The organism is Pseudomonas sp. MF6751, from assembly GCF_016613265.1.
Classification (GTDB): Bacteria; Pseudomonadota; Gammaproteobacteria; order Pseudomonadales; family Pseudomonadaceae; genus Aquipseudomonas; species Aquipseudomonas fluorescens_BV.
In genome coordinates, this window is the sequence record NZ_JAENSV010000020.1 from 48,727 (window position 1) to 73,254 (window position 24,528).

A 24,528-nucleotide genomic window follows, 5' to 3' on the forward strand; every position below is an offset into this window, starting at 1 on the left:
CAGCACTCCCATTTTTTGGGGCCGCTTCGCGCGCCAGCGGGAGCAATCTCTGGCCACAGTCAGGTGTAGATAAACCGATTCACCACGCCTTCAAGCATCTCCTGGCGCCCGCTCACCGCCTGTGGGTTGAGCTCGTTGGCAAAGGCATGTTCAGCCAATGACTCCAGGCTGAACTCACCGGCCAACACCGCCTGGCCCAACGGCTGCTGCCAGCCGGCATAGCGTTGGTCCTTGAACTGCTGCAAGCGGTCGTCCTGCACCATCGCCGCCGCACGCTCCAACGCCAGGGCCAGCACATCCATGGCGGCGACATGCCCATGGAACAGGTCCTCCTCGTCGAGGCTCTGGCGGCGCACCTTGGAATCGAAGTTATAGCCGCCGTTCTTGAACCCGCCGTCCTTGAGGATTTCATAGGTGGCCAGGGTCATCTCCTCGACACTGTTGGGGAACTGGTCGGTGTCCCAGCCGTTCTGCGGGTCGCCGCGGTTGGCGTCGATACTGCCGAAGATCCCCAACGACACGGCGGTGGCGATCTCATGATGAAAGCTGTGCCCGGCCAGCGTCGCGTGGTTGGCCTCGATGTTCACTTTGATCTCGTGTTCCAGGCCGTACTCATGCAGGAAGCCGAACACGGTGGCGCTGTCGTAATCGTATTGGTGTTTGGTCGGCTCCTGGGGCTTGGGCTCGATCAGCAGGTCACCCTTGAAGCCGATCTTGTGCTTGTGTTCAACCACCATGCGCATAAAACGCCCGAGCTGTTCGCGCTCGCGCTTGAGGTCGGTGTTGAGCAGGGTTTCATACCCTTCACGGCCACCCCACAGCACGTAGTTGGCGCCCTTGAGCCGTAGCGTGGCATTCATTGCACTGAACACCTGGGCGGCGGCGAAGGCGAATACCTCTGGGTCTGGGTTGCTCGCGGCCCCGGCGGCGAAACGCGGGTTGCTGAAGCAATTGGCGGTGCCCCACAGCAGCTTGATGCCGGTCTGTTCCTGATGGCGCTCCAGGTGGTCGATCATCTGCGCAAAGTGGTTGCGGTACTCCTTGAGCGTGCTGCCTTCGGGCGCCACATCGGTGTCGTGAAAGCTGTAGTAGTCGATGCCCAGCTTGGAAAAAAACTCAAACGCCGCCTCGGCCTTGCCGATGGCCACCTCCAGCGGATCGCCACTGCGTTGCCAAGGGCGTTTGAACGTCCCCATCCCAAACATATCCGCCCCCGGCCACACAAAGGTATGCCAGTAACAGGCCGCCATGCGCAGGTGCTCGCGCATGGGTTTGCCGAGGATCAGTTTGTTGGCGTCGTAGTGACGAAAGGCGAGGGCAGAGGTGCTGGCAGGGCCTTCGAAGCGCACCTTCTCGACACCGGGGAAGTACGGCATGGGGTTTTCCTTATTGTTCTGGGCGGTGTCTGGATACTAGCAATGGCACCTGGGCGGCTGATTATGAAAATCACCAAAGGGGAGTGCGATTTTGAGTGAAGGGCTGAGAACGGCTGAGGGAGTACAGGATTTAGAGAAACGTCTGACTTTACGGTGGGGATATGCCTCTTCAAGGTTTGGTGTGCCACTTGCTCGTTTACCTCGGAAGGCGTTACGCGTCAGTTTTCTTATCGGGACGAGCAGGGAAGTACGGCCAAAAAACATGGATAAGAGGCAAAAAAATGAGCGTAGGTTATTTCATTGGACTGGGTGACAAGACCACCTGCGGCGGGGAAGTGCTGGACGGTGATAAGAGAGTCAACATACATGGCCTTTTTCATGCGTGCGAAGGTGACCGAGTCACCTGCGGCAAGGATGGGCAAGCTTATAAGATCGTCGGTGGCGTTTCCCACATAAACAGCCATGGTCGGCTTATGGCCGGCACTTTGGATAGTTACAGCGACTGTCCCTGTAAAGCCGAACTGATACCTTCGGTGTACTCAGCTACTTATGAAAACCAACATGCAGAACCGCCCATTAACCTGCGAGTAGCTCCAACAAACCCATCATCTGTAAATCGAAACACTGTAGCGCTACGTCAATCTGGTTTCGTGCCGTCCGGTCATGTCGGATCAATGGCATCCAATGGTGTGCAGGGTCAGGAGCCAGGTTTTTATATTGTGCCCAAAAGCATGAGCCGCGAGGCGCTGGAAGCCACACTTTTTCCGACGCTCGACCCGGCTGTGATGCGCAAGTTTCAATCGTTGAATCCCAACACAGGCCACGTCAAAGCCGGCTCGATGATCGTGCTCAGCGATCCGAAAAACACCTCCTGCTCGTATGAAGAAGCTCAGTTGATGCAGGCTGCACAACACGTCAGCGCATCACTGGATGAACTGACGCCGGACGAGGCTGACTTTCTGTATCGCCACGGTGCAGAGATCGCCGGTTTCATCGGCCACACCTCAACCTGGCTCGGCGTCAGTGCGGTGGTGATGGAAAAGCACCTGAGCAATCTGCGCGAAACGCTGCAGGCTATGGAACGCCTGCATCAGGACAGCTATCGGCAGCACGGGCACCTTAGGTCACCGCAGTTCTTCGCTGATCGCCAACGGTTGATGAGCCAGTTGGATGCTCACCTGCTCAACTCCACCCGTCTGCGCGGGCAGACCACCCTGGGCGATCATCCCAAGTTGAAAACGGCCCTGGGTATATCCAGCCGCAGCTTGGTGCATCACTGGGACAAGGCGGGTGGGCCGGGGCAGATTCCGGGGTATGCCGCTCATGTGGAGGCGGTCAGCCGTGCCACGAAGTACATGAAGGCAGGGGGTTATATCGGTATTGGACTTGGGGGAGTGTCTTCGTTGTTGGCTATTGAGCAGGTGTGTAATGGCGAGTCCGGGGAGGCTTGCAGGAGGATTAAGTTTACGGAAGCGGGGAAGTTCGCTGGGTCCACTTTCTTTGGTGGTTTGGGTGGATGGGCGGCGGGTACTGCTAGTGGTCCGATTTGTCTGGGGATTGGTGTTGCTACAGGGGGGGGAGGTGGTGTTATCTGTGTCGCAGCCATAGTGGGCGCTGGCGCATGGGTCGGTACAACTTACGGCGGTTTGGGGGGAGAAATAGGTGGAGAAATTTTGTACGAGCAAACTTTGCCATGACAGCAGAAGAGTTTTGGAAGTCCTGGCTGGCTTTCTGGATTATTTCAGGTGGTCCGATGCTGCTTGCGGCGTCGAGTCTTGCATACAGCTTGTACCTGAGCCGCCGCCATTTGGATGCCATTAAGGAAGCGTTGAAAAATAGCCGCTACATTTATCTTTGGGGGCCTAGTCTTGGGAAACGAGGCTTGATTTGGTCCCTATTGGAAATGTCGAAAATTGCTGGAATGGTGGTTTGGCCGAAGGCTTATATCGTTTTGGGAGATGTAAGCCCCGCTGATCTTGAAAAATTTCCGCCCTACCTGAAACGTCGTCTTATCATCAATATTACGATGGCTTTAACTGCCCTTATCTGGATGGCAGTTGGAATCATTTTTTGGAAACTTAGGTAACGGACGGGCCTCCCTGAGGCCCGATATACCTATACAGCTCCCAGGATGTGACATCAATTTGAATGTAGCTAGGCGTCCGTAGTACACAGGCCTAATCTGCACCGACCGGCCCCAGGACAAAAACAATGAAAACCCTACCGCCCGTTCACCGCATTGCCTTGCTGTTCAACGGCAGCAAAATCTACGACCGCGGCATCATCGCCGGCATTGGCAATTACCTGAGCAGCACCCGCGCATCCTGGGACCTGTTCCTGGAAGAAGACTTCCTCTGTCGCCTGCGCGGTATCGAGCGTTGGCAGGGCGATGGGATCATTGCTGACTTCGATGACCCGCTGATTGGCGAGGCGCTGGCCGGCAGTCGGCTTCCGGTGGTGGCGGTGGGTGGGTCTTATGAGGACGTGGGCAAGTACCCCAAGGGCATTCCCTATGTGGCCACCGATAACCATGCCCTGATGAAGCTGGCCTACGAGCATCTGGTGGAGGCGGGGTTGACGCGGTTTGCCTGTTTCAGCCTGCCCGAGGCCCAGGCCAATCGGTGGGCCCAGGAGCGTGAGAAAGCTTTTCGCCGCTTGATGCAGCGTGATGGCTTGCAGGTAGAGGTGTATCGCGGGCTGGGCACCAGTGCGCCGTTGTGGGACAGCGCGGTGGAGCAGCAGATTGCCTGGCTGCACAGCTTGCCCAAGCCTATCGGCATTATCGCGGTGACCGATGCCCGCGCCCGACAGTTGCTGCAAGCCTGCCTGACGGCGGGCATTGCGGTGCCGGAGGAGGTGGCGTTGATCGGTATCGACAACGACCCGCTGACCCGTACCCTCACGCGGGTGCCGCTCAGCTCGGTGATCCAGGGCACGGAGACCATGGGCCGTACCGCTGCGGCATTGTTGCATCAGATGCTGCACGGCAAACCCTGCACGGGCACGCAGGTGCTGGTGCCGCCGGACGCCATCAACGTGCAAGCCTCCAGCCTGCATCAACCCCTGGGCAACCCTTACGTGATGCAGGCCTTGTTGTTTATCCGCCAGTACGCCTGCCAGGGTATCAAGACCGATCAGGTCGCCGCTTATGTCGGTGTTTCCCGCTCGTCCCTGGAAGCGCATTTTCGCAAGGCGCGTGGCTGCAGCGTGCATGATGAGATTTTGCGCTTCAAACTCGCCGCTGCCGCCAAAGGCCTGGAAAACCACAGCCTTGCTATCGCCGACATTGCCGCACGCTGCGGCTTCACCTCTGCGCAGTATCTGCATACGGTGTTTCGCCGCGAATTTGGCTGTACGCCCCGTCAGTATCAGCAGGGCAGGCCAGCTGCAAGGCCTGTTGCATGCTCGCCAGCTTGATCTGGGTTTCCTCATATTCATGGGCCGGCAGCGAGCCCTCGACAATGCCGCAGCCGGCGAACGCGTGGCAATGCATTGGGGTGATCAGCGCCGACCGCAGGGCCACGAGGAAGTCGCCATTGCCCTGGGCGTCCAGCCAGCCCACCGGCGCCGCGTACCAGCCACGATCAAAACCCTCATGCTCGCGGATGAACGCCAGGGCCGATGCCCTGGGCAGACCGCCAACTGCGGGTGTGGGGTGCAGGGCCTGGATACCGTCCAGCAGGCGCTTGCCCGCGTTAAGCCGGGCGCTGATCGGCGTGCTCAAATGCTGCACGGTGGCCAGTTTGAGCAGACTGGGGCGGGAAGCGGCCTGCAGGTTGCTGACCTTGTCGTGCAGCGCCTGGGTGATGGTCTGCACCACCAGTTGATGCTCATGCTGCTCTTTCGGGTCGGCCAATAGGCGTTCACCCAGCGCTTGGTCCTCATTCGGCTTGAGCCCACGGCGGGTGCTGCCTGCCAGGGCGTGGGTGCTCAGGTGGCCCGACGCGCAGCTGAGCAAACGCTCGGGGGTGGCGCCCATGAAGCAATGGTCGCCACGGTGGATCGCGAACAGGTGCGAGGCGTTACGGCGTGCGTACAGGCGGCCCATCACCGCGCCGGTGTCGAGGGCCGCGTCCAGGCGGTGGTCGATATGTCGCGCCAGCACCACTTTGTTCAATTCACCCTGGACGATGGCGTCCAGTGCGGTCTCGACCTTGGCCTGCCATTGATATTGGGGCAAGGCGCTACGGCCCAGCACTGTGGGTGTGGCTGCCGGGTTGTGGGTGGGGTTGAGCAGATGTTCATAGGCGGCCAGGCTTTGCTGGGCCAGTGCGGCGGGGTCGCTGCCCGGCTCGATCACGCGCTGGCAACGCAGCCAGCGCCCGCTGGCGTCCTCGCTGAGCAACCAGTGGGCGAGGTGAAAACTGGCGTCGGCAAAGGGCGCCCAATGGGGGGCACTGGGTCGCTGGTCATCGAAGCGCATGCCGCCCAGCAGCAAGGGCGCGTGTGGCCCTTGTACCAGCGCATCGGCGCAGAGTGCGAACCATTGGCGATCCACCTCGGCCATGCGTTGGGACCCGGTGGCTTCGATCTGCCAAGTGCAGCCCAGGCCGAACAGGCTCAGGTCGGGCGAATGCGCGCACCAGAAGAAACCTTGCCGATGGGCTTGATACAGCGCCAAGGGCGCAAGCGTCGGCGCGGCGCACGCGCTGACGGCAATCACCGGCCGTTGGTACGCCACCGCCCGTTGGTGCGCGGCCTGGAACACTTTGAGCAAATCGTCCGCGTTCATACGGCCTTGCTCTTTTTCTGCAGCCAGAAGGCGGTCTGCTCGGCGATGTACCAATGGATGATCTGGTTGAACAGGCTTTCGATAAACTCCCCATCCAGCCCGACGTCCTGCGCCCATTGCCGACGCAGCGGTAGCATCGCCGCGACGCGCTCCGGGGCGGCGATGCTGGCCTGGTCGGGTTTGAATGCAGAGGCGGCCTTGACGTACTGCATGCGCAGGCCCAGGGCGTCGATGATCTGTTGGTCGAGGCTGTCGATGGCGTGGCGAATATCAGCAAGGCCGGTGCAGTGTTCCGGGGTTTTCATCATGTGTCTCCCTGAAGGTAGGCGGTGCGTTGCAACAGGTGGTCGATCACCGGTCGCGGCTGATGCTTGAGGTAAAAATGGTCGCCGTCGAACAGGCGGATATCCGGGAGATGGCCGCTCAGGTCGGCCCAGGCGCGGGCCTGTTCCAGGCTGACTTCGGCGTCATCGCGGGCCAGCAGCACATCCAGCGGCGCCGCCAGGGGCGGCAGGTGTACAGGGCGCCAGGTTTCGATGGCCTGGTAATCGCTGCGCAGCGTGGGCAAGAACACCGCACGCAACTGCGGGTTGGCCCACAGGTCGGCGGCCTGCGCGTCCTGGCGCAGGATGTCGGCGATTAATGCACTGTCGTCCTGGCGGTGCAGATCGCTGGGCGGTTGCCGGTGGGGCGGCGCATGGCCTGAGACAAACACATGGGCCGGGCCGGCAGCGGCCGCTTCCAGGTGCACGCCCACGGCATAGGCCAGCGCCGCGCCCATGCTATGACCAAACAGCAACAGGGGCCGCGCAGGCAAGGCCAGCAACGCCTGGCTGATGTGCTCGGCGAGGGTCGCTAGGCACGGCACATGCGCCTCGTTGAAGCGCTCTTCACGGCCGGGATATTGCACCGCCAGCAGGTCGATATCCCCCGGCAAGTGCGCCAGCCACGGCCGGTAAAAGCTCGCACTGCCACCGGCGTGGGGCAGGCACACCCAGCGTGCGCGGGGCTGCGGGCCCTCCCGCAAAACGCGCAGCCACCGGCTCATGATGCCAACACCTGTTCCGCCAGGGCCTTGCGGTTGACCTTGCCCAGGCGTGTCAGCGGAAACTCGCGCAGCACCTGCAAGCGGTCCGGCAACTTGTAGGCGGCCAACCCACGTTCTCGCAGCCAGGCGTTGATCGAAGCCAGGTCAATTTGTTCGTCGTGGGCCAGTACGCAGGCGCAACTACGTTCACCCAGCAACTCATCGGCCAGGGCCACCAGCGCCACATCGCGGATCAGCGGGTGGCCCAGCAGCAGGTTCTCGATCTCTTCCACGGGGATCTTCTCGCCGCCGCGGTTGATCACATCCTTGCTGCGTCCTTCTACAACTAAATGCCCTTCGGGCAGGCGCCGTACCAGGTCGCCGCTGCGATAAAAGCCATCGGCAGTAAACGCTCGCTGGTTGTGCTCGGCGGCGTTGTAGTAGCCCCGAATGGTGTAGGGCCCGCGCACCAGCAGTTCTCCCACGGCGCCGGGCGCGACCGCTACATCATCGGCATCGACGATACGGATCTCATCGGCAGCGGCCAGTGGCAGGCCCTGGGTTTCGAAGACCAGCGTCTGCGGGTCATCCAACCGGGTAAAACACAGCAAGCCCTCTGCCATGCCGTACACCTGTTGCAGGCCACAGCCCAGGGCGGGGCCGATGCGTGCGGCGATCTCCGCCTTGAGACGCGCGCCGCCGACTTGCAGCCATTGCAAGCTGCTGAGGTCGTTGTCGGACCATTGCGCCACTTCCAGCCACAGCAACACCAGGGGTGGGATCAACGCAGTGTGGGTGACACGTTCGCGTTCAATCAGCTCGAAGGCGGTGTCCGGGCTCGGCTCCGGCGCCAGCACCAAGGTGCCCCCGACACTGAATACGCCGAGTGCGCCCGGGGAAGCCAAGGGGAAGTTATGCGCCACCGGTAGCGCCGCCAGGTAACGGGTGTGGTCGTCGAAGCCACAAGCGCGGGCCGCCAGCCGGGCGTTGCAGGCGTAGTCGTCGTGGGTACGCGGGATCAGCTTGGGCAGGCCGGTGGTGCCGCCCGACAACAGCAGTACTGCGACGTCCCGGGCGTCTGGCGCGTCAAACTCGCGGGGTGTGGCGACGCAATCGGCCAGGGCCACGAACTCCTCGGCCGCGCCCACCACCCACACCTGTTGCAGGCTCGGCACCTGTTCAACCAGGGTGCGCGCCAGTGGCCGGTAATCGAAGCCCAGGTGCTGATCGACAATCACATAGGCCACCGCCTGGCTCAGATGGGCCAGGTGGGCCAATTCGTGCTCGCGATGGGCTGGTAGCGCAAACACCGGGATCACCCCCAGGCGCAGCAGGGCGAAGGTCAGGCTGAAAAACTCAGCGATATTGGGCAGTTGCACCAGCACCCGCTGGCCGGCGACCAGCCCGCGCTCAGCGAGGCCAGCGGCCAGGCGGTCGGCGTGTTGGTCCAGTTCGGCGTAGCGCCAGCGTCGGTTGCCGTCGACCAGGGCTTCACGTTGTGGTGTGCGTTGGGCTTGCTCGCGCAGCAGTTGGCCCAGGGGCACGCCTTGCCAGTAGCCTTGCTCGCGGTAGCGGCGGATAAAATCTTCGGGCCAGTCAGTGCATCCATCAAGCATGGCGATCTCCTTGGGCAGTCGGGCAGCCGAGCAATTGGGCGCCGTGCAGGGTCAGTGGTTGCGCCAGGCCGGCGACCTGCACCGCCTGGACGCCGGTGTGGGTGGCCGGTTGCAGGTGCAACATAGGGTCGTCGCCCGCGAGCAGGTTTAGGGCGGTGTGGTCGGCGGGGCTCACGCCAAGGTGAATGGCCGCCAGGCCAGTGGCGCCGTTGGGATGGATCAGCCGCGCCGGATGCTGCGTGGGCGTGTAGGGCGTCACCAGAAAAGGCAGGCGCTCGTGGCGCGGGTAGACAAAACGAAAGCGCGTCTGGCTACCGTCTGCACAGGTGCGTTGCCAGTTCACCACGCGGCCCATGGCCACGCCGCTGGCCGCCAGGCCCTTCAGGCGCGGCGCCAGGGCGGCGTCATCGCACAGCAACGCCAGGTCACAGAAGCCTTCGCCATGGGCGGCCCAGCGCAACATGCGCCGGCCGGCGCCACGCCCGGCCAGGCAGTCGATGGGCCACTTGAACAGCCAGGCGTGGCGCGGCGTGGTGAGCAACTCGATGATCGGCCCGTGGCTGAACCAAATGTGCGCGTGCTGGGCGCGGGCCTCGGCGGTGGCGTAGGTGACTTCGAACCCGGCGGCGCGAAAACTCGCCACGGCCTGATGCAGGTCGCGTACCCACAGCAATACGTGGCTGCAGGAGGAACGGAATTGGGCAGTATTCAAAAGGGCAGGGCTCCCAAGAGTTGAGCGCTGGGGTCAGCGCCAGGGGGTTGTACGGCCTCGGCGCGGCGGTGCAACTCGGCCAGCGGCAATGCCTGGGGAACAGGCGGCTCAATCAACTGGGGCATACCGATCAGACTGTTCATTTCGCGCCAGGCCATCGACACCTCAGTGGCCCACACGCCGCTGCGCAGGCGGCGCGCGGGCGTTTCGATGTCGGCGCACAACGCGTCCAGGGCGAGGCAGACCGCATCCGGCCACACCTGGTTGAACACCTGGTGATAGCTGGCAGGTATCTGCGGGTCGAGCATCACCATGGTCGGCCCGGCCAGTCGTTCGCTGCCGGTGCCCGCCATGATCAGGCGGTCGGTGCTGTCCCGTGGCGCATGCAGGCGCGGGTTCCACAGCACCGGGCCGTGGGTATCGCAGAGGCTGAGTACGCCGGCTTCACAGCCCACTTCCAGGCGATGCATCAAAAACGAATGGTTGTCCGGGTCATGGGGATGCACTTGGTTCTGCACGCGCAGACTGATGGGCACGCCATTGAAACTGGCGCTCAACTGCGTGAAGGGGTGTGCGCCGACGCTGGCGGCGGGTGCTGCAAATGCCCAAGGCCGCAGGCCACCGGCCAGGCGCCCGAGAATGTCGAGCAAGGGGTAGGCCACCTGGCTGTTACAGGCCGCGTCGATATAGGCCAGTCCGTGTTGCTCGCGTAGGTAGTCGGCTACCGCGAGAAAGCGCCGGATCGCGAGGATATTGGGGTACAGCGTATTCACCGCGTAGGCCGCCTGGCCCTGGCGCGCCGCCTGCATGCACGCGGCGATTTCGCGGTGATGCACCGGGTGTTCCTGCAACACATGGATGCCACGGCGCAGCAACTGCTGGGCCAGTTCGCTGCCGGCGCCACCGGTCGCGCCGGAGCGCACCACCACACAGGCGATATCGACGGTGTCCGGCACCTGTTCCACGGCCTCGTACAGTGGCACGCCGTAGTGGTCGGCGCAGGCTTGGGAGTAGGCATTGCCGCGCGACAGGATCCCCACCAGCTCATAACGCTCATGGGCCCGGGCCAGGGCTTGCAGGTAAATGCGACCAAACGCGGTGCCCGCAACGATCACGCGTTGACGTGGGCGGCTCATGACCAGGTCACCGGCAGGCAGTGGGCACCGCGAAAAAAGGTCGCGGTTTTCCACTGTACTGCCCCGCAGCGTTTCAAGCTGGGCAGGCGTTGCACCAGCGCCTGCAACGCCTCCTGCAACTCCACCCGCGCCAGCGCCGCGCCGATGCAATGATGCAGGCCGTGGCCGAAACCGAAATGGCCTTGGGTATCGCGTTGCAGGTCCAGGACCTGTGGGTTGGCAAAGCGCGCCGGGTCATGGTTGGCCGCGCCGATTGAAGCGAATACCGCCTCGCCTTGACGCACCAGGGTTTCACCCACCTGAATGTCTTGCAGGGCGTAATGCACAAACATTGCCGCCGAGGCCAGCGGGATATAGCGCAAAAGCTCTTCCACCGCCTGGGGGATCTGCTCGGGGTGGGCCTTGAGCTGTTGCCATTGCTGCGGGTTGTCCAGCAGCACGAGGATGAAGTTGGGAATTTGCGAGGCGCTGCCTTCGTAGCCGGCGACCAGGATGGCGATGCACAACAGCAGCAGCTGTTCCTCGCTCAGACACTCGCCTTGTTCGTCGGCCTGGGCCAGGGCGGTCATGAAATCGTCCTGGGGGTGGCGGCGACGCTCGGCGACCAGGCCCTTGATATACACCGCGAGTTCGCCCAAGTGCTGTTGCGTCAGGGCCGCGTCTTCGGGGCGGGTCGACAGCAGCGAGTCGTTCCACTGTTTGAAACGTTCGCGATCGTGCAGCGGTACGCCCAGCAATTGGCAAATCAACGCCAGGGGCAGCGGCAAGGCAAAGTCATTGACCAGGTCGGCCGGCGGGCCTGCGGCGAGCATGCGGTCGATCAACTGGTGGGCATAGGCCCGCGCATGGGGGCGCAAGGCTTCGACGCGGCGCCGGGTAAACGCCTGGGCAGCCCGGGAGCGAATGCGGGTCAGCTGCGGCGGGTCCATCATCACAATGCCACCGGCGATGCGTGGGAACGCCCGCGGTGCATCGTCATGGCGAAACGCCTCGCTACGGCTGAAACGCCGGTCGCCCAGCACCTGGCGCACATCGTCATAGCGGGTGGCGAGCCAGGCGGGCGCGCCAATGGGCATCTGGATACGCAGCAGGCCGGGCGCTTGCTGGGCATGGCGATAAGGCTCAGCTAGAGCCAGGTCGGTGAAGGCGTTGAAGGGGTAGGCCAGCGGGGTCATGGCAAGTCCTTGGCGGTAGGCAGGTCGGGCAGACGGTCGAGCAGTTCAAGCTGCAGGTCGGGATGTTCCAGGTGGGCCGCCAGCGCGGCACGGCTCAGGCGTTGCTCGGGCACTTGGGCGACGAAGACGCGATGGCCCAGGCGCGCCAACGGGTGATGGGCGGCGGGCAGGCTGCGGTTGCCCTGAAAGCCGGCACGGGCCAGGGCGCCTTGCCACTGGTTGAGGTCCAGGAAGGTGCAGCTGCTGAGTGCACGTTCATCGCTGGCCTGGTTAAGCATGAAGGCCTGGGACGCCATCACCCAGAATTCCTCCTGGGTCGGCTCGCTGAACACCAGCCAGCCGCCCGGCCTGAGCAAGGTCAGTAGAATGGCCAGGGAGCGCTCGGTGTCGCGGGCGGCATTGAGTACACCGCCGGCGACAATCAAGTCCCAGTTTTGAGTGTGATAACCCTGGGCCAGGGCAGGGCGGTCGATATCGAACACGCCGTGGCGCACCCATGGCCAGGCGTGCAGGCGCTCGGCGGCCTGTTCGCTGAAGTAGCGCGACACGTCGGTGCACAGGTAGTCCACCGCTACATTGGCCAGGGCCGGCAACACCGCCTGGGTGGTGGAGCCGGTGCCGGCGCCGACCTCCAGCACCCGCAACGGCGCATCGGTGGGTTGGCGCGCTGCCCAGGCACCCACCCAATGCGCCACACTGCGATGCTGGTATTGCGCCGCCAGGCTTTCGCGGTACAGCGCCGCTGCGCGATCGGTGCGGCCTTGGGGAAACAGCAGGTGCACGGCGGCGCACTCGCCGCGCATCAGCGCTGGCAACTGGCGGGCATTGTCCCGTGCATAGTCAAGGGTGGTGCTGCCGCCAGTGTTTTGTGCCCAGTCCAGGCTCAACTGTGCCCAAAGGTCTTCCAACGTGGCGGTGCTCCAGGCGCTGGCGTCGAGGCTGGGATACAGGTGATCGCCCTTGCGCTGCAGCAGTTGCTGGGTGTGCAACACGTCCAGCCAGCGTGCGATCAAGGGCCGGTGACCAGGAGCGATGCCGGCATTGGCCAGGCTTTGGGCCACATCATTGAGCGGCGCCGGCAGCAAGCCGCATTGCTCCAGGCCGTTAAGCATCGACAGCAAGGCCGCGTGGCTCAAGCGTTGGTTCAACTGCACGGCCTGGTTCAATTGCGTGACGCTGAACTGCTGATTGACAGCTGCCTCGGTTGCGTCGAGATGATCGTCCACCGCAGTCGCTTCACAACGCTGGGGCACGGCGAACAGGGTCTGGCCGTGCAGCGCAACTGCACTCACCTGAGGGTGCCCCAGGGCCCGCTCACACCAGCGCTGTTGTTCACGCTTGAGGTCGGCCAGGTCGCGTCCCTCTTCGGTGAAACCCTGCACGTGGCAATCCAGTTGGGCTGCGGCGCGTTCGGCCAGTTGCCAGTCGCCGGGGCGCTCGCTGACGAACACCAACTGCTCCAGATGGCTCAGATCACTCAAGGCCAGGGCGGGAAAGTCCAGCAGGCGCTCCAACTGCTCGGCGCTCATCACTACCACCGCCGGGCGCTGGCGTTCAAGCACCGCCAGCAAACGTGCCGGTGCCTGTTGATGCGCGCCCAGGTCGGTCAAGGTCGGCAGACGCCACGGATGCGCTCCGGCGGGCAGGTCGATGAGCAAGGTATCGACATTCATCCTCAAACTCCTATGGCATGAAACAAGCGTTGCCCCGCGGCGGCGAGCGGGTCGCACGCGCGGGGCCATACCTCAAGCAACTCAAAACCTGTGGCCTGCAAGGCCAGGTCCCATCCATCGGCGGCCATGAAGGCTTCATCGTGGGGGCGCAACGGCGCATCGGCGGCGGGCGACAGCAACAGGTGCATGAAGGTCAGCATCGCCGGGTTGTCGGCGATGGATTCGCTGAACAGCAAGGCGCCGCCGTCTCGAAGGCTGCTGCGGATCTGTCCAAGGCTGTAGGGCAGGTCGCGGGCGTTGTGCAGCGCGTTGCCAGCGATCACCAGGTCCTGGGTGCCGGGCAATATGCCCTGGCTGCTGAAGCTGCGATTGAGGTCGAGCAGGCCGAACTGCATGCCCGTCTCAAGGCGAAACTGGCGGTGCGCGGCGCCGGTAAACAGCGAGCTGATGTCGGTGAAGCGATAGTCCTTTTCGCACGCTTGCAACGCCGCCAGCACTGCGTCGGTGGTGCCGCCGGCACCGCCGCCCAGTTCCAGCACCCTTAGCTGCCCGTCAGCGGCGCTGATTTGCCGCGCGCGATCAGCCAGGGCTTGATTGATAGTTGCGGTGAAGTGGTTGTGCTGGTAGGCGCTCAATACCTTTACCGGGTCGCCGCCGAGCATCAGCAAGTGGGTGAGGGTGAACTGATCACGCAGCAGGTCGGGCAGGCACTCGATGACTTGGGTGTGCAGGCGCGCCATGCTGGCGGGAAAGCCCAGCGCGCCATACAGGCGTGGCAATTCACCGAGCTGCGGGTCAGGTGGCGGCGTGCGCCAGGCCACCCGTTCACCGGCTTCGCGCAGCAGGCCCGCACCGCCCAACGCCACCAGCCAACGCCGTACCACCCAGGCATGGCGCGCCGCTGTGCCCAGCGCCTGGTTGACCTGTTCGGCGTTGCGCCATACCTGTAGCGGCAATGCTTGGGTGTGCAGCAACACCTGGGCCATCACGCCCAGGCTCAGCTGTTCCAGCTCGTTCAACGCCGTGTTCATAGGCAACCTTCGTCGGCGGTATGCAGTTGATCGAGCGGGCTGTGCAGCAGGTTCAGGGCCTGAATCGCCGAGGTGCGCAGCAGGCGTTCAAGGCTGGCGGCGGGCGGCAGGACCTGGGCGGCGGCATGGCAGCCGGCGCGGATTTCACCTTCCACCACGCTGATGACCGTGGCCGCTGCCATGGCGGCGGTCAGCGCTGCATTGCCCGCACCGCTGAGCACCAGGCTGCGGGTCAGGGCCTGGTTGTGGTGCATTCCATCGAGTTGCAGCAGCAGGGTGACGAAGGGCGCCTGGCCGCTGAGGTCGAGCCGGCTGGCTTCGCACAACCGCTGCACGGCGTCGGCCCGTGGCAAACCATGGGCCTGGTCGAGGGCTTTGAGAACGTGGCCGTCGGCGATCACGTTGAACCATTGGCCGGCGTCCAGGTTGAGGTCCATGGCCAGGCGTTCGCCCTCAAGGTTGAGGTACGGCAGCAGGTGAACCCGGCCGGGAAAGCAGGGCACCGACACGTCGCGTTGCCGGCGCAAGGCGCGATGACGCCGGCCGTGCTCCCAGGCTGCCAGCGGTTCGCTGCTGCCATCCACTGCGCCTTGCAAAAAGTCATCGGCGGCCACACGAGTGAAGTGGTCGCGCAAACCGAAATAGCTGGTGAGGCGCTGCACTTGGCTAAACCCTTGCTCGGCCAGCCAGCGCGGCAGCAGGCCGGTAAGCCCCGGTTGCAAACCGGCGCCCAGCACCGCGCAACGGCCACGCCAGTGGGCCGGGTCAAGTTGCTCAGGGGCGGCGGCATCGACGTAATGAGCATCGGCCCGCAGCGCTGCGTGGGCGGCACGGTCTTGTAGCTGCCAGGATGGGCCCGCGCAGTTGAGCAGCACGTCGCAGCCACGGGCGAATGCAGCCATGGCTTTTGCGTCGTTGAAGTCCACCGAGGCCCACTGCAGGCGCGCTTGTGGCCATTGCTGCAGGAGCAGGTGCATGCAGTGTGCGCCCTTGACGGCATCGCGCCCGCCCAGGCGCAGATCGCTCATCCCCAGGGTCAACAACGCCTGGGCACTGGCCAGGCCCACGTCGCCACTGGCGCCCAACACCCCGATCAGCATGGCTTGGCCTCGGCGTTCAAGCGCCAGCCACCGGCACGCTGACGGTCATGCCAGAACCCGGCGTAGCGACCGCCTCGGGCCAATAATTGGGCATGGGTGCCAGACTCCACCAGGCATCCTTCATCCAGCACCAGGATCTGGTCGGCGGCCATGATGGTTGGCAGGCGATGGGCGATCACCAGCACCGTGGCACTTTGCATCAGGCTGCCAATGGCCGCTTGCACGAAGGCTTCGTTGTGCGGGTCGAGGGCCGCTGTGGCTTCATCCAGCAGCACGATGGGCGCCCGCTTGAGCAAAGCGCGGGCCAGGGACACGCGTTGGCGTTCGCCGCCGGATAACGCCGTACCGCCTTCCCCCACAGAGGTGTTCCAACCCTGGGGCAAGCGCGCGACGATTTCATCGACGCCGGCCAGCCGTGCCGCTTCGGCGACTTGTTCGGCGCTGGCGTCGGGGCTGCCGACGCGGATGTTGGCCTCAAGGCTGTCGTCGAACAGGTAGACGTCCTGCATCACCAGGGATAGCTGGGCCATCAGCGCTGCGTTGGACAGTTCACGAACGTCCACGCCACCCACCTTGACGCTGCCCTCGCTGGCATCGAAAAAACGCATCAGCAAACGCGTGACGGTGGTCTTGCCGGAGCCCGAGGCGCCGACGATTGCGGTCATCGTGTGGGCCGGGGCGTTGAACGACAGGCGGTGCAATACCTTGGGCCCGCTGGGGTAAGCGAAACTGACCTGGTCGAAGGCCAGGCTGCCAGGCGCCGTCAAGGGCTGGCTGACGGCGGGCTCTGGCAACGGCGGCTCGCGCAGGATACTCACCAGTTGTTCCAGGTCGTTGCCCGCCATGCGCAACAAGCCGCTGCGCGCCGCCGCTTCGGCCAATGGCCCGACAAACCGCGCCGCCAGCGCGAGCAGGGCGACCAACTGGATGGCGTCGATTTCGCCGTGGCTGGCCAGGGCGATGCCCACGCCCACCAGCAGCGCAAACGCCAGTTGCACCGTCAAGCCACCGGCCAGCAGTTTCGGGAAGGTCTGGGACAGCATCGAGCCGCCGGCGTGTTTCTGCGCCAGGTTGGCAGCCTGCAAAGGTGCGTACCCCTCCTGGGTGCGACCGAAAGCGCGCAGCACTTGCTGGTAGCGAGCAAACTCCACCACGCGGTTACCCGCCAGCGTCGCGGCGGCCTCTACCTGCGCATCGTTGCTGCCGATGGCGGCCGCAGACCAGTGGTGGGCAAAGTAGATCAGCGGCGCGCACAGTACCGCGGTCACGCCCAGGCGCCAGTCAAACACGAACAGGGTCAACGCCACCGTAGCCGGCACCACCACACCTGACACCACTGGCCCCAGGTAGTGAGCAAACAAGCCGGTGACCATCAGCGTGCCGCTGGTGGCGCTGCGCGACAGGCGCCCGACCTTTTCCGAGTTGAACCAGCCCAGGGGCAGGGTCACCAGGTGCTGGCCAAGACGCTCGTGCAAGGTGGTCAACACCACCAGGGCCAGCGCAAAGCCTTTCATGGCCTGCTGGTAATGGGCAATGCAGGTCAGCACCGCCATCGCCGCCAGGCCGGCGAGCCATAGGCAGGCACTGCGCAGGTCACCGGCAAACAGCGCGTGCAGGATCGGCACCAGAAACGCGACGGCTACCCCTTGCAGCACGGCACTGGTCACCAGCCAGGCCAGGTAGCGGTACAAGCGTGCGGCATGGGCCGGGCCCAATAAAGTCACGAGGCTGCGGATCACAAGGACATCTCCAGGTCGGGGGCGGTGGTTTCGGCGCTGGCGCGCCACAGCCGGGCGTAGGCACCGTTGGCCTGCAGCAGCTGTTCATGGCGCCCGCTTTCAATGACGCGACCCTGGTCGAGCACCACGATCTGGTCGACGCCGCAGATACTGGCCAGGCGGTGTGCGATCACCAGCACCGTGCGGCCCCGAGCGAGGGCGGACAAGGCATCCTGGATCAAGGCTTCGGACTCGGGGTCGGCGTGGGAGGTGGCTTCATCGAGGATCAGCACCGGCGTGTCGGCCAATAACGTGCGGGCGATGGACAGGCGCTGGGCCTCGCCGCCGGAAAAAATCGCGTCCTCGCCGATCACCGACTGGTAACCCCGGGGCAGGGCCTGGATGCGCGAATGAATCTGCGCCGACCGCGCTGCCGCCTCGACCTCGGCATCGCTGGCCTCGGGGCGGCCCAGGCGCAGGTTGTCGGCGACGGTACCGTGCACCAGTTGCGCGTCCTGCAACACGAACCCTACGTGCTGATAGAGCTGGCGCGGGTCGATCTCGCGCACATCCACACCGCCCACGCAGACTCGCCCGGCGTTCACGTCGTGAAAACGCGGCACCAGCTTGGCCAGGGTTGACTTGCCCGCACCGGAAGCCCCCACCAGCGCCGTCACGCTGCCGGCCGGGCAGTGCAGGTCGACGCCCTTGAGGATCAGGTGCGCGGGGTCATAGCCGAACTGCACTTGTTCAAAGCGTATGTCTCTGCCCTGTGGGGAGCTGCACACCTTGGGCGAGGGCAGTTCGTCGACCTCCAGCAGCGCTTCGATACGGTCGGCTGCGGCCAGGGCGGTTCGTTGCGCGGTGAGGCTTTGGTTGATCACCAGCAACGACTGCGGAATCACCACCGCCACCAGGGTTTCGGCGAACAGTTGCAACGGGGTGATCCAGCCCTGGGCCAGCATCACGCTGCCCACCCCCAGGCTGATCAGCAGAATCACTGGCACGCTCAGGGCCATCGACGAAAACGCCTCCAGGCGCAGCAGCGGCTTGACCCAACCGGCGTACTGGGTGCTGAACTGATTGACCGCCTGTTGATAGCTGCGATGGGCCTGACCCACCTGGCCGAACGCCTTGACCACGGCAATGCCGTGGACAAACTCGACAATCGCTGCGCTGACCCGCGTCATGCTCTTGTCGAGCAACTGCATCTTGGCGCCGAAGCCGCGCATCATCAGGCTGTAGGCCACCGCATAGATCGGCAGAGTCAGCACCGCCAGCAGCGCCAGGCGCCAGTTCAACGTGGCCAGCCATACCAGCCCCGCCAGCGGCGTGACAATGGCGGCGGTGAGTTCTACCGCGTGGTGGGCGACCAGGTGGTGCAGGTCTTCAAGGTCGTCCTGCACTACCTTGCGCACCGCGCCCGAGGTAGTGTCGGTGTACCACCCCAACGGCACGCGGCCGAGCTTGCGCACCATGGCTTCGCGCAAGCTCGATTGCAGGCGATGGTCGGCCAGGTGGGTCAGCCACAGCGCCACGCCGCTGGCCATCCAACCCAGGCTCAGGGCAATGACTACCAGGGCCGCCCACCGCCACAGCGTGGGGCTGTCGGTGTTGCCCGCGAGGAGCAAGCGGCCCAGTTCGGTGAGGCCGATAAAGGGCACCAGGTTGACCAGCGCGCCCATCGCGGCGAACACCACGCCGAGGCGAATCATGCGGTTGACCGGGCGTTTGAGGGTATCCAGGGCGGTGGTCATGAGTTTTTCCCTAGGGCCTCAAGCAGGTGGGTCGTGACGGTGTTCACGTGGGGTGGTTCGATCACGCTGAAATGGTTGCCGGGCACGTCGATCAGGGTGAATTGACCCAGGCACGCGTCTTCCCAGAACGGTGCTGCCAGGTGCCCCACGCCGCCGGTGATACCGAACGATTGCTGCTCCAGGCAGCGCAGGTAGGTCATGTTGCCGAGGAACGGCGGCGGGTCGAACCGCGCCGCCCGCATGCTGTGGCGGCACACGCGAAACAGCGTCGGTACCAGCTCGGGGCCGATGGGCACGCCGGCCTGGCCAGACGCCAGGCGTGCGTACTCGGCCAGGCGCTCCTCCTGGCTGCGTGCCGACTGTTGCTGCACCGCCAGCGCCAGCGCCTCCAGGCCGGGATCGCCGCTCAGGGCGGCCATGGCGCCAGCGGGTACGCGGCGGTTGTCGCGGGCCATCAACAGGTCGATGGCGCGGTACACGTCGTAGTCTTCGATATGCGCGCCGAACACGGTTTTCACCGGGTCCAGGTTGAGGTTGGGCACGAAGATCGCCTCATAGGCCAGCTCTTCGTCGGTGTCGATGAACATCGGGATGCTGTCGATCAGGCTCAGGTTTACCACCTCCATGCCGCGTTCCAGCAGGCGCCGGGCAACTTCGGTGGCGAGCAGGCCGCCCAGGCAGTAGCCGATCAACTGGAAGCGTTGATGGCCGTCGGCGATCAAACGATCGGCATAGTCCTGGGCCACACTTTCGATCAGGCGCTTGGGTTCCAGCGCCAGGTATTGCGCGGTGTCGGCCACCGCAAAGCCAATCACCGGGCCGGCCTGTTGAGCCGCCAGTGCACGGCCCAGGTGCTGGAAATAGTCCAACGTGCCCAGGGCGGCATGGAACATCACCCGCACCGGGCCGCTCTCGCCACCGCCGAACGGCACCACCAGGGCGTTACTGTGGGGCGCGCGCTGCGCTTGGTCAGGCGCCGCAGCGGCAGGTGTGCTTTGGCCGTGGTTGAGCAGGCGCGCCAGGGCGCGAACATTTGGCTCGTTGAGCATTTGTCGCAGTAGCGTGTCGTAGCTCAGGCTGTGGGCCTGGGGCAGTTGTTCACGCAACTGGCCGGCGACGCGGGCGAGGATCAGCGAATCGGCGCCTTTCTCGTAGAAGCTGTCGTCCGCGCCGATTTGCGCCAGGCCCAGGGCCTCGGCCCACACCCGGCACAGCTCGGCGGTGAGCGGGTCGCTGGGCGCGTCCTGGCTGCTTTCGGTCTGGGCATCCACCGCGGGGCGCCAGTGGGCCAGGGTCTGGCGGTCGACCTTGCCGTTGGCGGTCAGGGGCAGGCGGTCGAGCACTTGCAGGTGTGCCGGCAGCATGTAGTCCGGCAGGCGCTGCGCCAGGGCGCGGCGCAGGTGCTCAACGCTCAAGCGCTGGAAACCGGCCTTCAAGCGTGCGGCGAACACCTGCATGCCGAGAGCCGCCAGCGGGTGGTCGGTGTGGGGCAGGGCTGGCAGGCTTTCGCCACCCAGTGCCTGCACCCGTGCCTGCCAGGTCTCGGCGCTGCGCAAGCCGCTGCGGCCCTGGTCATGGTCACCGCCCACCGGGGTCATCATGAAGCCCTGGGTCAGCAAGATGGCGGGCCACTCACCGGTCGGTTCGCTGAACACCAGCCAGCCACCGGGGCTGAGCAATTCGCTGATCTGGTCGAGGGCGTTGTCGATGTCCTTGACGCTGTTGAGCATGCCCGCGCACAGCACGATGTCCACGCTGTTGCTGGCCAAGCCCTGTGGGCGAATGGCCTGGTCAATGTCCAGCACGCCGTAACGTACCCAGGGGTGGTCGGCAAAGCGTTGCTTGGCCGCCGGCAGGAAGAATGCGGTCATGTCGGTGAACAGGTAATCCACTTCCAAGCCATCAAGCAGGCTGATCACCGGGGCGCTGGTGGCCCCGGTGCCCGCGCCGATCTCCAGGATGCGCAGCGGGCCGTCGCCCTCATGGTGGGTGGCGAGGCGGTTGATCAACGCGGCGATGCTGTGGTTGTTGTAGCGCGAGACGGCATCCCCGCCGTACAGCTGCAACGCCAGGTCTTGCTGGCCCTGGGGGAACAACAGGTCGAACGGGTTGACCTCGCCACGCAGCAGTTGTGGCAGTTGCCGCACATGGTCGAGCTGGTAGTCGAGCAGCGCCTGGCTGCATAACCCACATGCGACCGCCTGTTCCACCCGGCCCCAGGCCAGCGCCGGGGTCGGCCCGCTGTGCAGCAGGCGATAGCGGGACTGTTCGCGTTGCAACAGGCCCGCGTTACACAAGGCCGCTAACCAGCGGCGTACCAGCCAATGATGGCGGGGTTGCGCTTGCAGGGCCTGCAGGATGGCGGCCGTATCCGGCTCGGCCAACGCACCACCAAATAGCTTGGCCTTGCGCATCACCTCCAGCATGGAACTCAATGCCGCGGCGTTGAGGTCGGCCTGATAGTCGCGTACCTGCTGTGCATCGAAGCTGCCGACCTGGCTGTCGGCGTAACGCTGCACCGCGCTCAGCAACGGCGCGCCCGGCAGCGGTTCGGGTTCGACACGCGCGGCGGTGACGAAGGCCAGCAGCTCGCCGTTGAGCAGGCTGACGGCACTGTCTACGCCTGGCGTGGCGAGCAACGCGGCGTCGATTTCGCCCAGCTCCACACGATGGCCACGGATCTTGACCTGGCCGTCTTCACGGCCGAGAAACTCCAGCTCACCCCCCGGCAAGTAGCGGCCACGGTCACCGGTGCGATACAGGCGCTGGCCGTCGAGCGGGTGGGCTAAAAACCGGGCGTTGCTCAATGCTGGATCGCCCAGGTAACCCTGGGCCAGGCCGACGCCGGTGATGTACAGGTCACCCGGCACCCAGGTGGGCGCATCACGCCATTGGCTGTCCAGCACGCGAAAACCCTGGTTGGCCAGCGGCAGGCCGTAGGGAATGCTGCGCCACGCCGGATCAATCGCGCCGATGGGGTGCAGGTTCGACCAGATCGAGGCTTCGGTGGCGCCACCCAAGGCCACCAGGGCCAGGCTTGGCAACAACGCTTGCAGTTGGGGCGGCAGGTTCAATGGGATCCAGTCCCCCGACAGCAGCGCCAGGCGCAGGCTGTCCAAAGGCCGTGGCTCGGCCTGCAGGTAGTGGGCCAGCATCTGCAGCTGCGCCGGTACCGAATTCCACAGCGTCACCTGATGGCGCTGCACCAGCTCGGCCCAGTGCGACGGGTCGGCGCCGCGTGCCGGGTCGGGTAGCACCAGGGTGCCGCCGACCGCAAGCGGGCCGAACAGGTCATACACCGACAAGTCGAAACTCAGTTGCGCCAGGCCCAGCACGCGGTCAGTTGTGCTGACTTCAAAGCGCCGGTTGATGTCCTGCACGGTATTGAGGGCGGCGCGATGGCTGATCATCACGCCTTTGGGCTCCCCGGTGGAGCCTGAGGTGTAGATCACATAGGCAAGGTCGTCGGGGCTGCCGTCGGGTGCCGGGAAGTCCTGTATCGCTGGGGCCAATTGGTCGACGGCATGCCAAGCCAGACCGTCGGGTAAAGGCACTTGGGGCAGCGCCTGGGAACAGCCGAGCACATGCCGAACCTGGGCGCTGTGCAGCACGCGGTCGCGGCGTGCGGCCGGGGCGTTGCTGTCCAGGGGCAGGTAGGCAGCGCCAGCCAGTAGCACACCGTAGGCCGCTATCACTTGGTCGCGGCCCTTGGGCATGAGGATTGCGACCGGTTCCTGGGCACGGCAACCGGCGGCATACAAGGCAGCGGCCACCGCCAGGGCGCGCTCCATCAAGGCGGCGTAGGTCAGGCTGCCGTGGGCATCGACCACCGCCAGCGCCTGCGGCCGTTCCCACGCCATGGCCAGCAGGCCATCATGCAAGCGGCCGGTGGGCAGCGGGGCGGCGCTGGCATTGGCGGCGAGACGCTCACGCTGTTGCCAGGCCGGCAGCGGCACGTGCATGGGGTGGTCCCAGGCAGCCGGGTCAAGGGCTAACAATCGCAGTTGGGCAGCGAAGGCTTGTTGCATGTCCTCGATGAGGCCGTCTGGGAACACGCCTTGGCGCACGTCCCAGTGAATGTGCAGGCCCTGGGCGTCGTCCATCACTTGGCAGTCGAGGGTGACCTGGGGTGTCTGGGTGATGCCGTGGCCGACCCGGCGCTGACTGCTGGCCGGCGGTTCGATCCCCAGGCCAATGGCACTGGTGAACACCACCGGCATGGCGGCAGCTTCCCGGCCGCGACGCCGGCCGATTTCACGCATCACTTGAATGCCGGAAAACAGCCGATGCTCCAGGTCGGCGAACAATTGATTGCCCAGTTGGCGTGCCTGGCTGGTGAAGTCCTGGCCTTGGGGATCGTTGACCTGCAACAGGCTGACCGAGGTGAAGTCCCCCACCAACTGGCCCACCTGCGGATGCAGGGGCAAGCGGTTGAGCAGGGTCAGGTTGAGGCTGAAGGCGGGTTGCTGGCTCCAGCGCTGCAAGGTGCCGGCATAGGTGCTGAGCACCACGATGGAAGGGGTGAGACCGAGGGCGCTGGCGGCTCTTTTCAGGGCGGCCCATTGCGACGCGTCGAGTTGCGCCGAGTGGCGTTGAAAGCGCGGTACACGGGTGTCTTCGCCGCTCAGGGGCGCCGGCAGTTGCGGTGCGGCGGGCAGTTCGTCGATGCGCGCCAGCCAGTAGTCGCGGTCGCGTTGGTGGCGGCTGCCTTCGAGCAGGCCGCGTTCGGCCAGCAGGTAGTCGCGAAAGCTGATGTCCAGGGTGGGCAAGCGGGCTTCTGGATCGTGCAACAACTGCTCCAGCTCATTGAACAGCAATTGCGCGCTGGCCCAGTCGGCGATCAGCGAGTCCATGGAAAAGTGCAGGGTGTCACCACTGTCGCTGCGACTCAGGCGCAACTCGAACAGTGGCCAGGCCTCGGTCGGGTAGAGCTTCTGCTCCATGGACTGGCGAATCTGTTGTACGCCGTGTTGGTGCTGCTGGCGGGTGGCGCCGCGCAGGTCCGTGACGGCCAGCGGGTAATGCGCGACCTCGGCCAGCACGCGCTGGGAGCCTTCGCTGGCGATCACCGCGCGCAGCATGTCATGCCGGGCGATCAGGTGGTTCCACGCCTGTTCCACCTGCTGCGGGTCGAGGCTCGGCCAGCTCAGTTCCAGGTAACCGTGGCAGGCGACATTGCCGTAGCCGAACGAAGACTGGCGCCCGAGCAGGTAGGCGTTCTGTACGTCGGTAAGCGGGAAAGGCGCGTGGCGCTGAGCCGGGTCGGCCACGACCTCGGGCCGCTCCTGGGTTAGCAGCAGGTGCAGGATCTGTTGCTTGTGCTCACGCAGTTGCGCCAGGCGCTCGGCATTGAGCAGGCCCTGTGGCGCACGGAATTTGAGTTGGCCATCCTGGGGCCAGAGCTCGACGCCCAGGGATTTGAGTTCGCTTAACAGTTTGGCGGCGGGCATGGGGACAGCTCCTGGAGGAGGGGGA

Annotated in this window: 17 protein-coding genes; 3 read left to right on the forward strand and 14 right to left on the reverse strand. The window is 64.8% G+C overall.

Features of this window, described 5'->3' with window-relative positions; translation table 11 throughout:
- Positions 1-59 precede the first annotated feature (59 nt).
- Positions 60-1,376: a xylose isomerase gene (xylA, locus tag JJD66_RS17355; RefSeq protein ID WP_200648636.1), complete on the reverse strand. Its 1,317-nt coding sequence runs from the start codon at positions 1,374-1,376 to the stop codon at positions 60-62.
- A 281-nt stretch (positions 1,377-1,657) separates the two neighbouring features.
- On the opposite strand from xylA, the gene JJD66_RS17360 reads away from it, so the two are divergent.
- The 3 genes from JJD66_RS17360 (at position 1,658) to JJD66_RS17370 (ending at position 4,793) form a co-directional block, all read left to right on the forward strand.
- On the forward strand, positions 1,658-3,073 hold the full coding sequence (locus JJD66_RS17360) for a PAAR domain-containing protein (RefSeq protein ID WP_200648656.1): 1,416 nt from the start codon (positions 1,658-1,660) through the stop codon (positions 3,071-3,073).
- Positions 3,070-3,462: a hypothetical protein gene (locus JJD66_RS17365; protein ID WP_200648637.1), complete on the forward strand. Its 393-nt coding sequence runs from the start codon at positions 3,070-3,072 to the stop codon at positions 3,460-3,462. The genes JJD66_RS17360 and JJD66_RS17365 overlap by 4 nt, the downstream gene beginning before the upstream one ends.
- A gap of 125 nt (positions 3,463-3,587) precedes the next feature.
- On the forward strand, positions 3,588-4,793 hold the full coding sequence (locus tag JJD66_RS17370; RefSeq protein WP_200648638.1) for a XylR family transcriptional regulator: 1,206 nt from the start codon (positions 3,588-3,590) through the stop codon (positions 4,791-4,793).
- On the opposite strand, the gene JJD66_RS17375 is transcribed toward JJD66_RS17370, so the two are convergent.
- The 13 genes from JJD66_RS17375 to JJD66_RS17435 are packed head-to-tail and all read right to left on the reverse strand — an operon-like array spanning position 4,681 to position 24,503.
- Complete coding sequence (locus JJD66_RS17375; protein WP_200648639.1) at positions 4,681-6,108, reverse strand: isochorismate synthase; 1,428 nt, start codon at positions 6,106-6,108, stop codon at positions 4,681-4,683. The two genes, JJD66_RS17370 and JJD66_RS17375, sit on opposite strands and share 113 nt — an antisense overlap.
- Entirely contained in the window at positions 6,105-6,413 is a 309-nt protein-coding gene (locus JJD66_RS17380) for an isochorismate lyase (RefSeq protein WP_073525513.1), read from the reverse strand. Before JJD66_RS17380 ends, JJD66_RS17375 begins: the two co-directional genes overlap by 4 nt.
- On the reverse strand, positions 6,413-7,156 hold the full coding sequence (locus JJD66_RS17385) for a thioesterase II family protein (RefSeq protein ID WP_234452260.1): 744 nt from the start codon (positions 7,154-7,156) through the stop codon (positions 6,413-6,415). Before JJD66_RS17385 ends, JJD66_RS17380 begins: the two co-directional genes overlap by 1 nt.
- Positions 7,153-8,751 carry a (2,3-dihydroxybenzoyl)adenylate synthase gene (locus JJD66_RS17390; RefSeq protein WP_200648640.1) on the reverse strand — a complete coding sequence of 533 codons (1,599 nt, stop codon included), beginning with the start codon at positions 8,749-8,751 and terminating at the stop codon, positions 7,153-7,155. Before JJD66_RS17390 ends, JJD66_RS17385 begins: the two co-directional genes overlap by 4 nt.
- The gene (locus tag JJD66_RS17395; RefSeq protein ID WP_200648641.1) at positions 8,744-9,463 is read right to left on the reverse strand and encodes a VOC family protein; all 720 of its coding nucleotides are present in this window, start codon (positions 9,461-9,463) and stop codon (positions 8,744-8,746) included. The genes JJD66_RS17390 and JJD66_RS17395 overlap by 8 nt, the downstream gene beginning before the upstream one ends.
- Positions 9,460-10,599 (reverse strand): Gfo/Idh/MocA family oxidoreductase, encoded by a 1,140-nt coding sequence (locus tag JJD66_RS17400; protein WP_200648642.1) that lies wholly within the window; start codon positions 10,597-10,599, stop codon positions 9,460-9,462. The genes JJD66_RS17395 and JJD66_RS17400 overlap by 4 nt, the downstream gene beginning before the upstream one ends.
- Positions 10,596-11,774, reverse strand: coding sequence for a cytochrome P450 (locus JJD66_RS17405; protein ID WP_198715110.1), 1,179 nt, complete (start codon positions 11,772-11,774; stop codon positions 10,596-10,598). The genes JJD66_RS17400 and JJD66_RS17405 overlap by 4 nt, the downstream gene beginning before the upstream one ends.
- Positions 11,771-13,447: a class I SAM-dependent methyltransferase gene (locus tag JJD66_RS17410; protein WP_200648643.1), complete on the reverse strand. Its 1,677-nt coding sequence runs from the start codon at positions 13,445-13,447 to the stop codon at positions 11,771-11,773. Before JJD66_RS17410 ends, JJD66_RS17405 begins: the two co-directional genes overlap by 4 nt.
- A 2-nt stretch (positions 13,448-13,449) precedes the next feature.
- Positions 13,450-14,478, reverse strand: a complete 1,029-nt coding sequence (locus tag JJD66_RS17415) for a class I SAM-dependent methyltransferase (protein WP_200648644.1) — start codon at positions 14,476-14,478, stop codon at positions 13,450-13,452.
- A complete protein-coding gene (locus tag JJD66_RS17420; RefSeq protein WP_105226505.1) occupies positions 14,475-15,578 on the reverse strand; it encodes a saccharopine dehydrogenase NADP-binding domain-containing protein in 1,104 nt (367 codons plus the stop codon). Before JJD66_RS17420 ends, JJD66_RS17415 begins: the two co-directional genes overlap by 4 nt.
- The gene (locus tag JJD66_RS17425) at positions 15,572-17,317 is read right to left on the reverse strand and encodes an ABC transporter ATP-binding protein (protein ID WP_200648645.1); all 1,746 of its coding nucleotides are present in this window, start codon (positions 17,315-17,317) and stop codon (positions 15,572-15,574) included. Before JJD66_RS17425 ends, JJD66_RS17420 begins: the two co-directional genes overlap by 7 nt.
- The gene (locus tag JJD66_RS17430; protein WP_200648646.1) at positions 17,314-19,053 is read right to left on the reverse strand and encodes an ABC transporter ATP-binding protein; all 1,740 of its coding nucleotides are present in this window, start codon (positions 19,051-19,053) and stop codon (positions 17,314-17,316) included. Before JJD66_RS17430 ends, JJD66_RS17425 begins: the two co-directional genes overlap by 4 nt.
- On the reverse strand, positions 19,050-24,503 hold the full coding sequence (locus JJD66_RS17435; protein WP_200648647.1) for a non-ribosomal peptide synthetase: 5,454 nt from the start codon (positions 24,501-24,503) through the stop codon (positions 19,050-19,052). The genes JJD66_RS17430 and JJD66_RS17435 overlap by 4 nt, the downstream gene beginning before the upstream one ends.
- Positions 24,504-24,528: the final 25 nt, after the last annotated feature.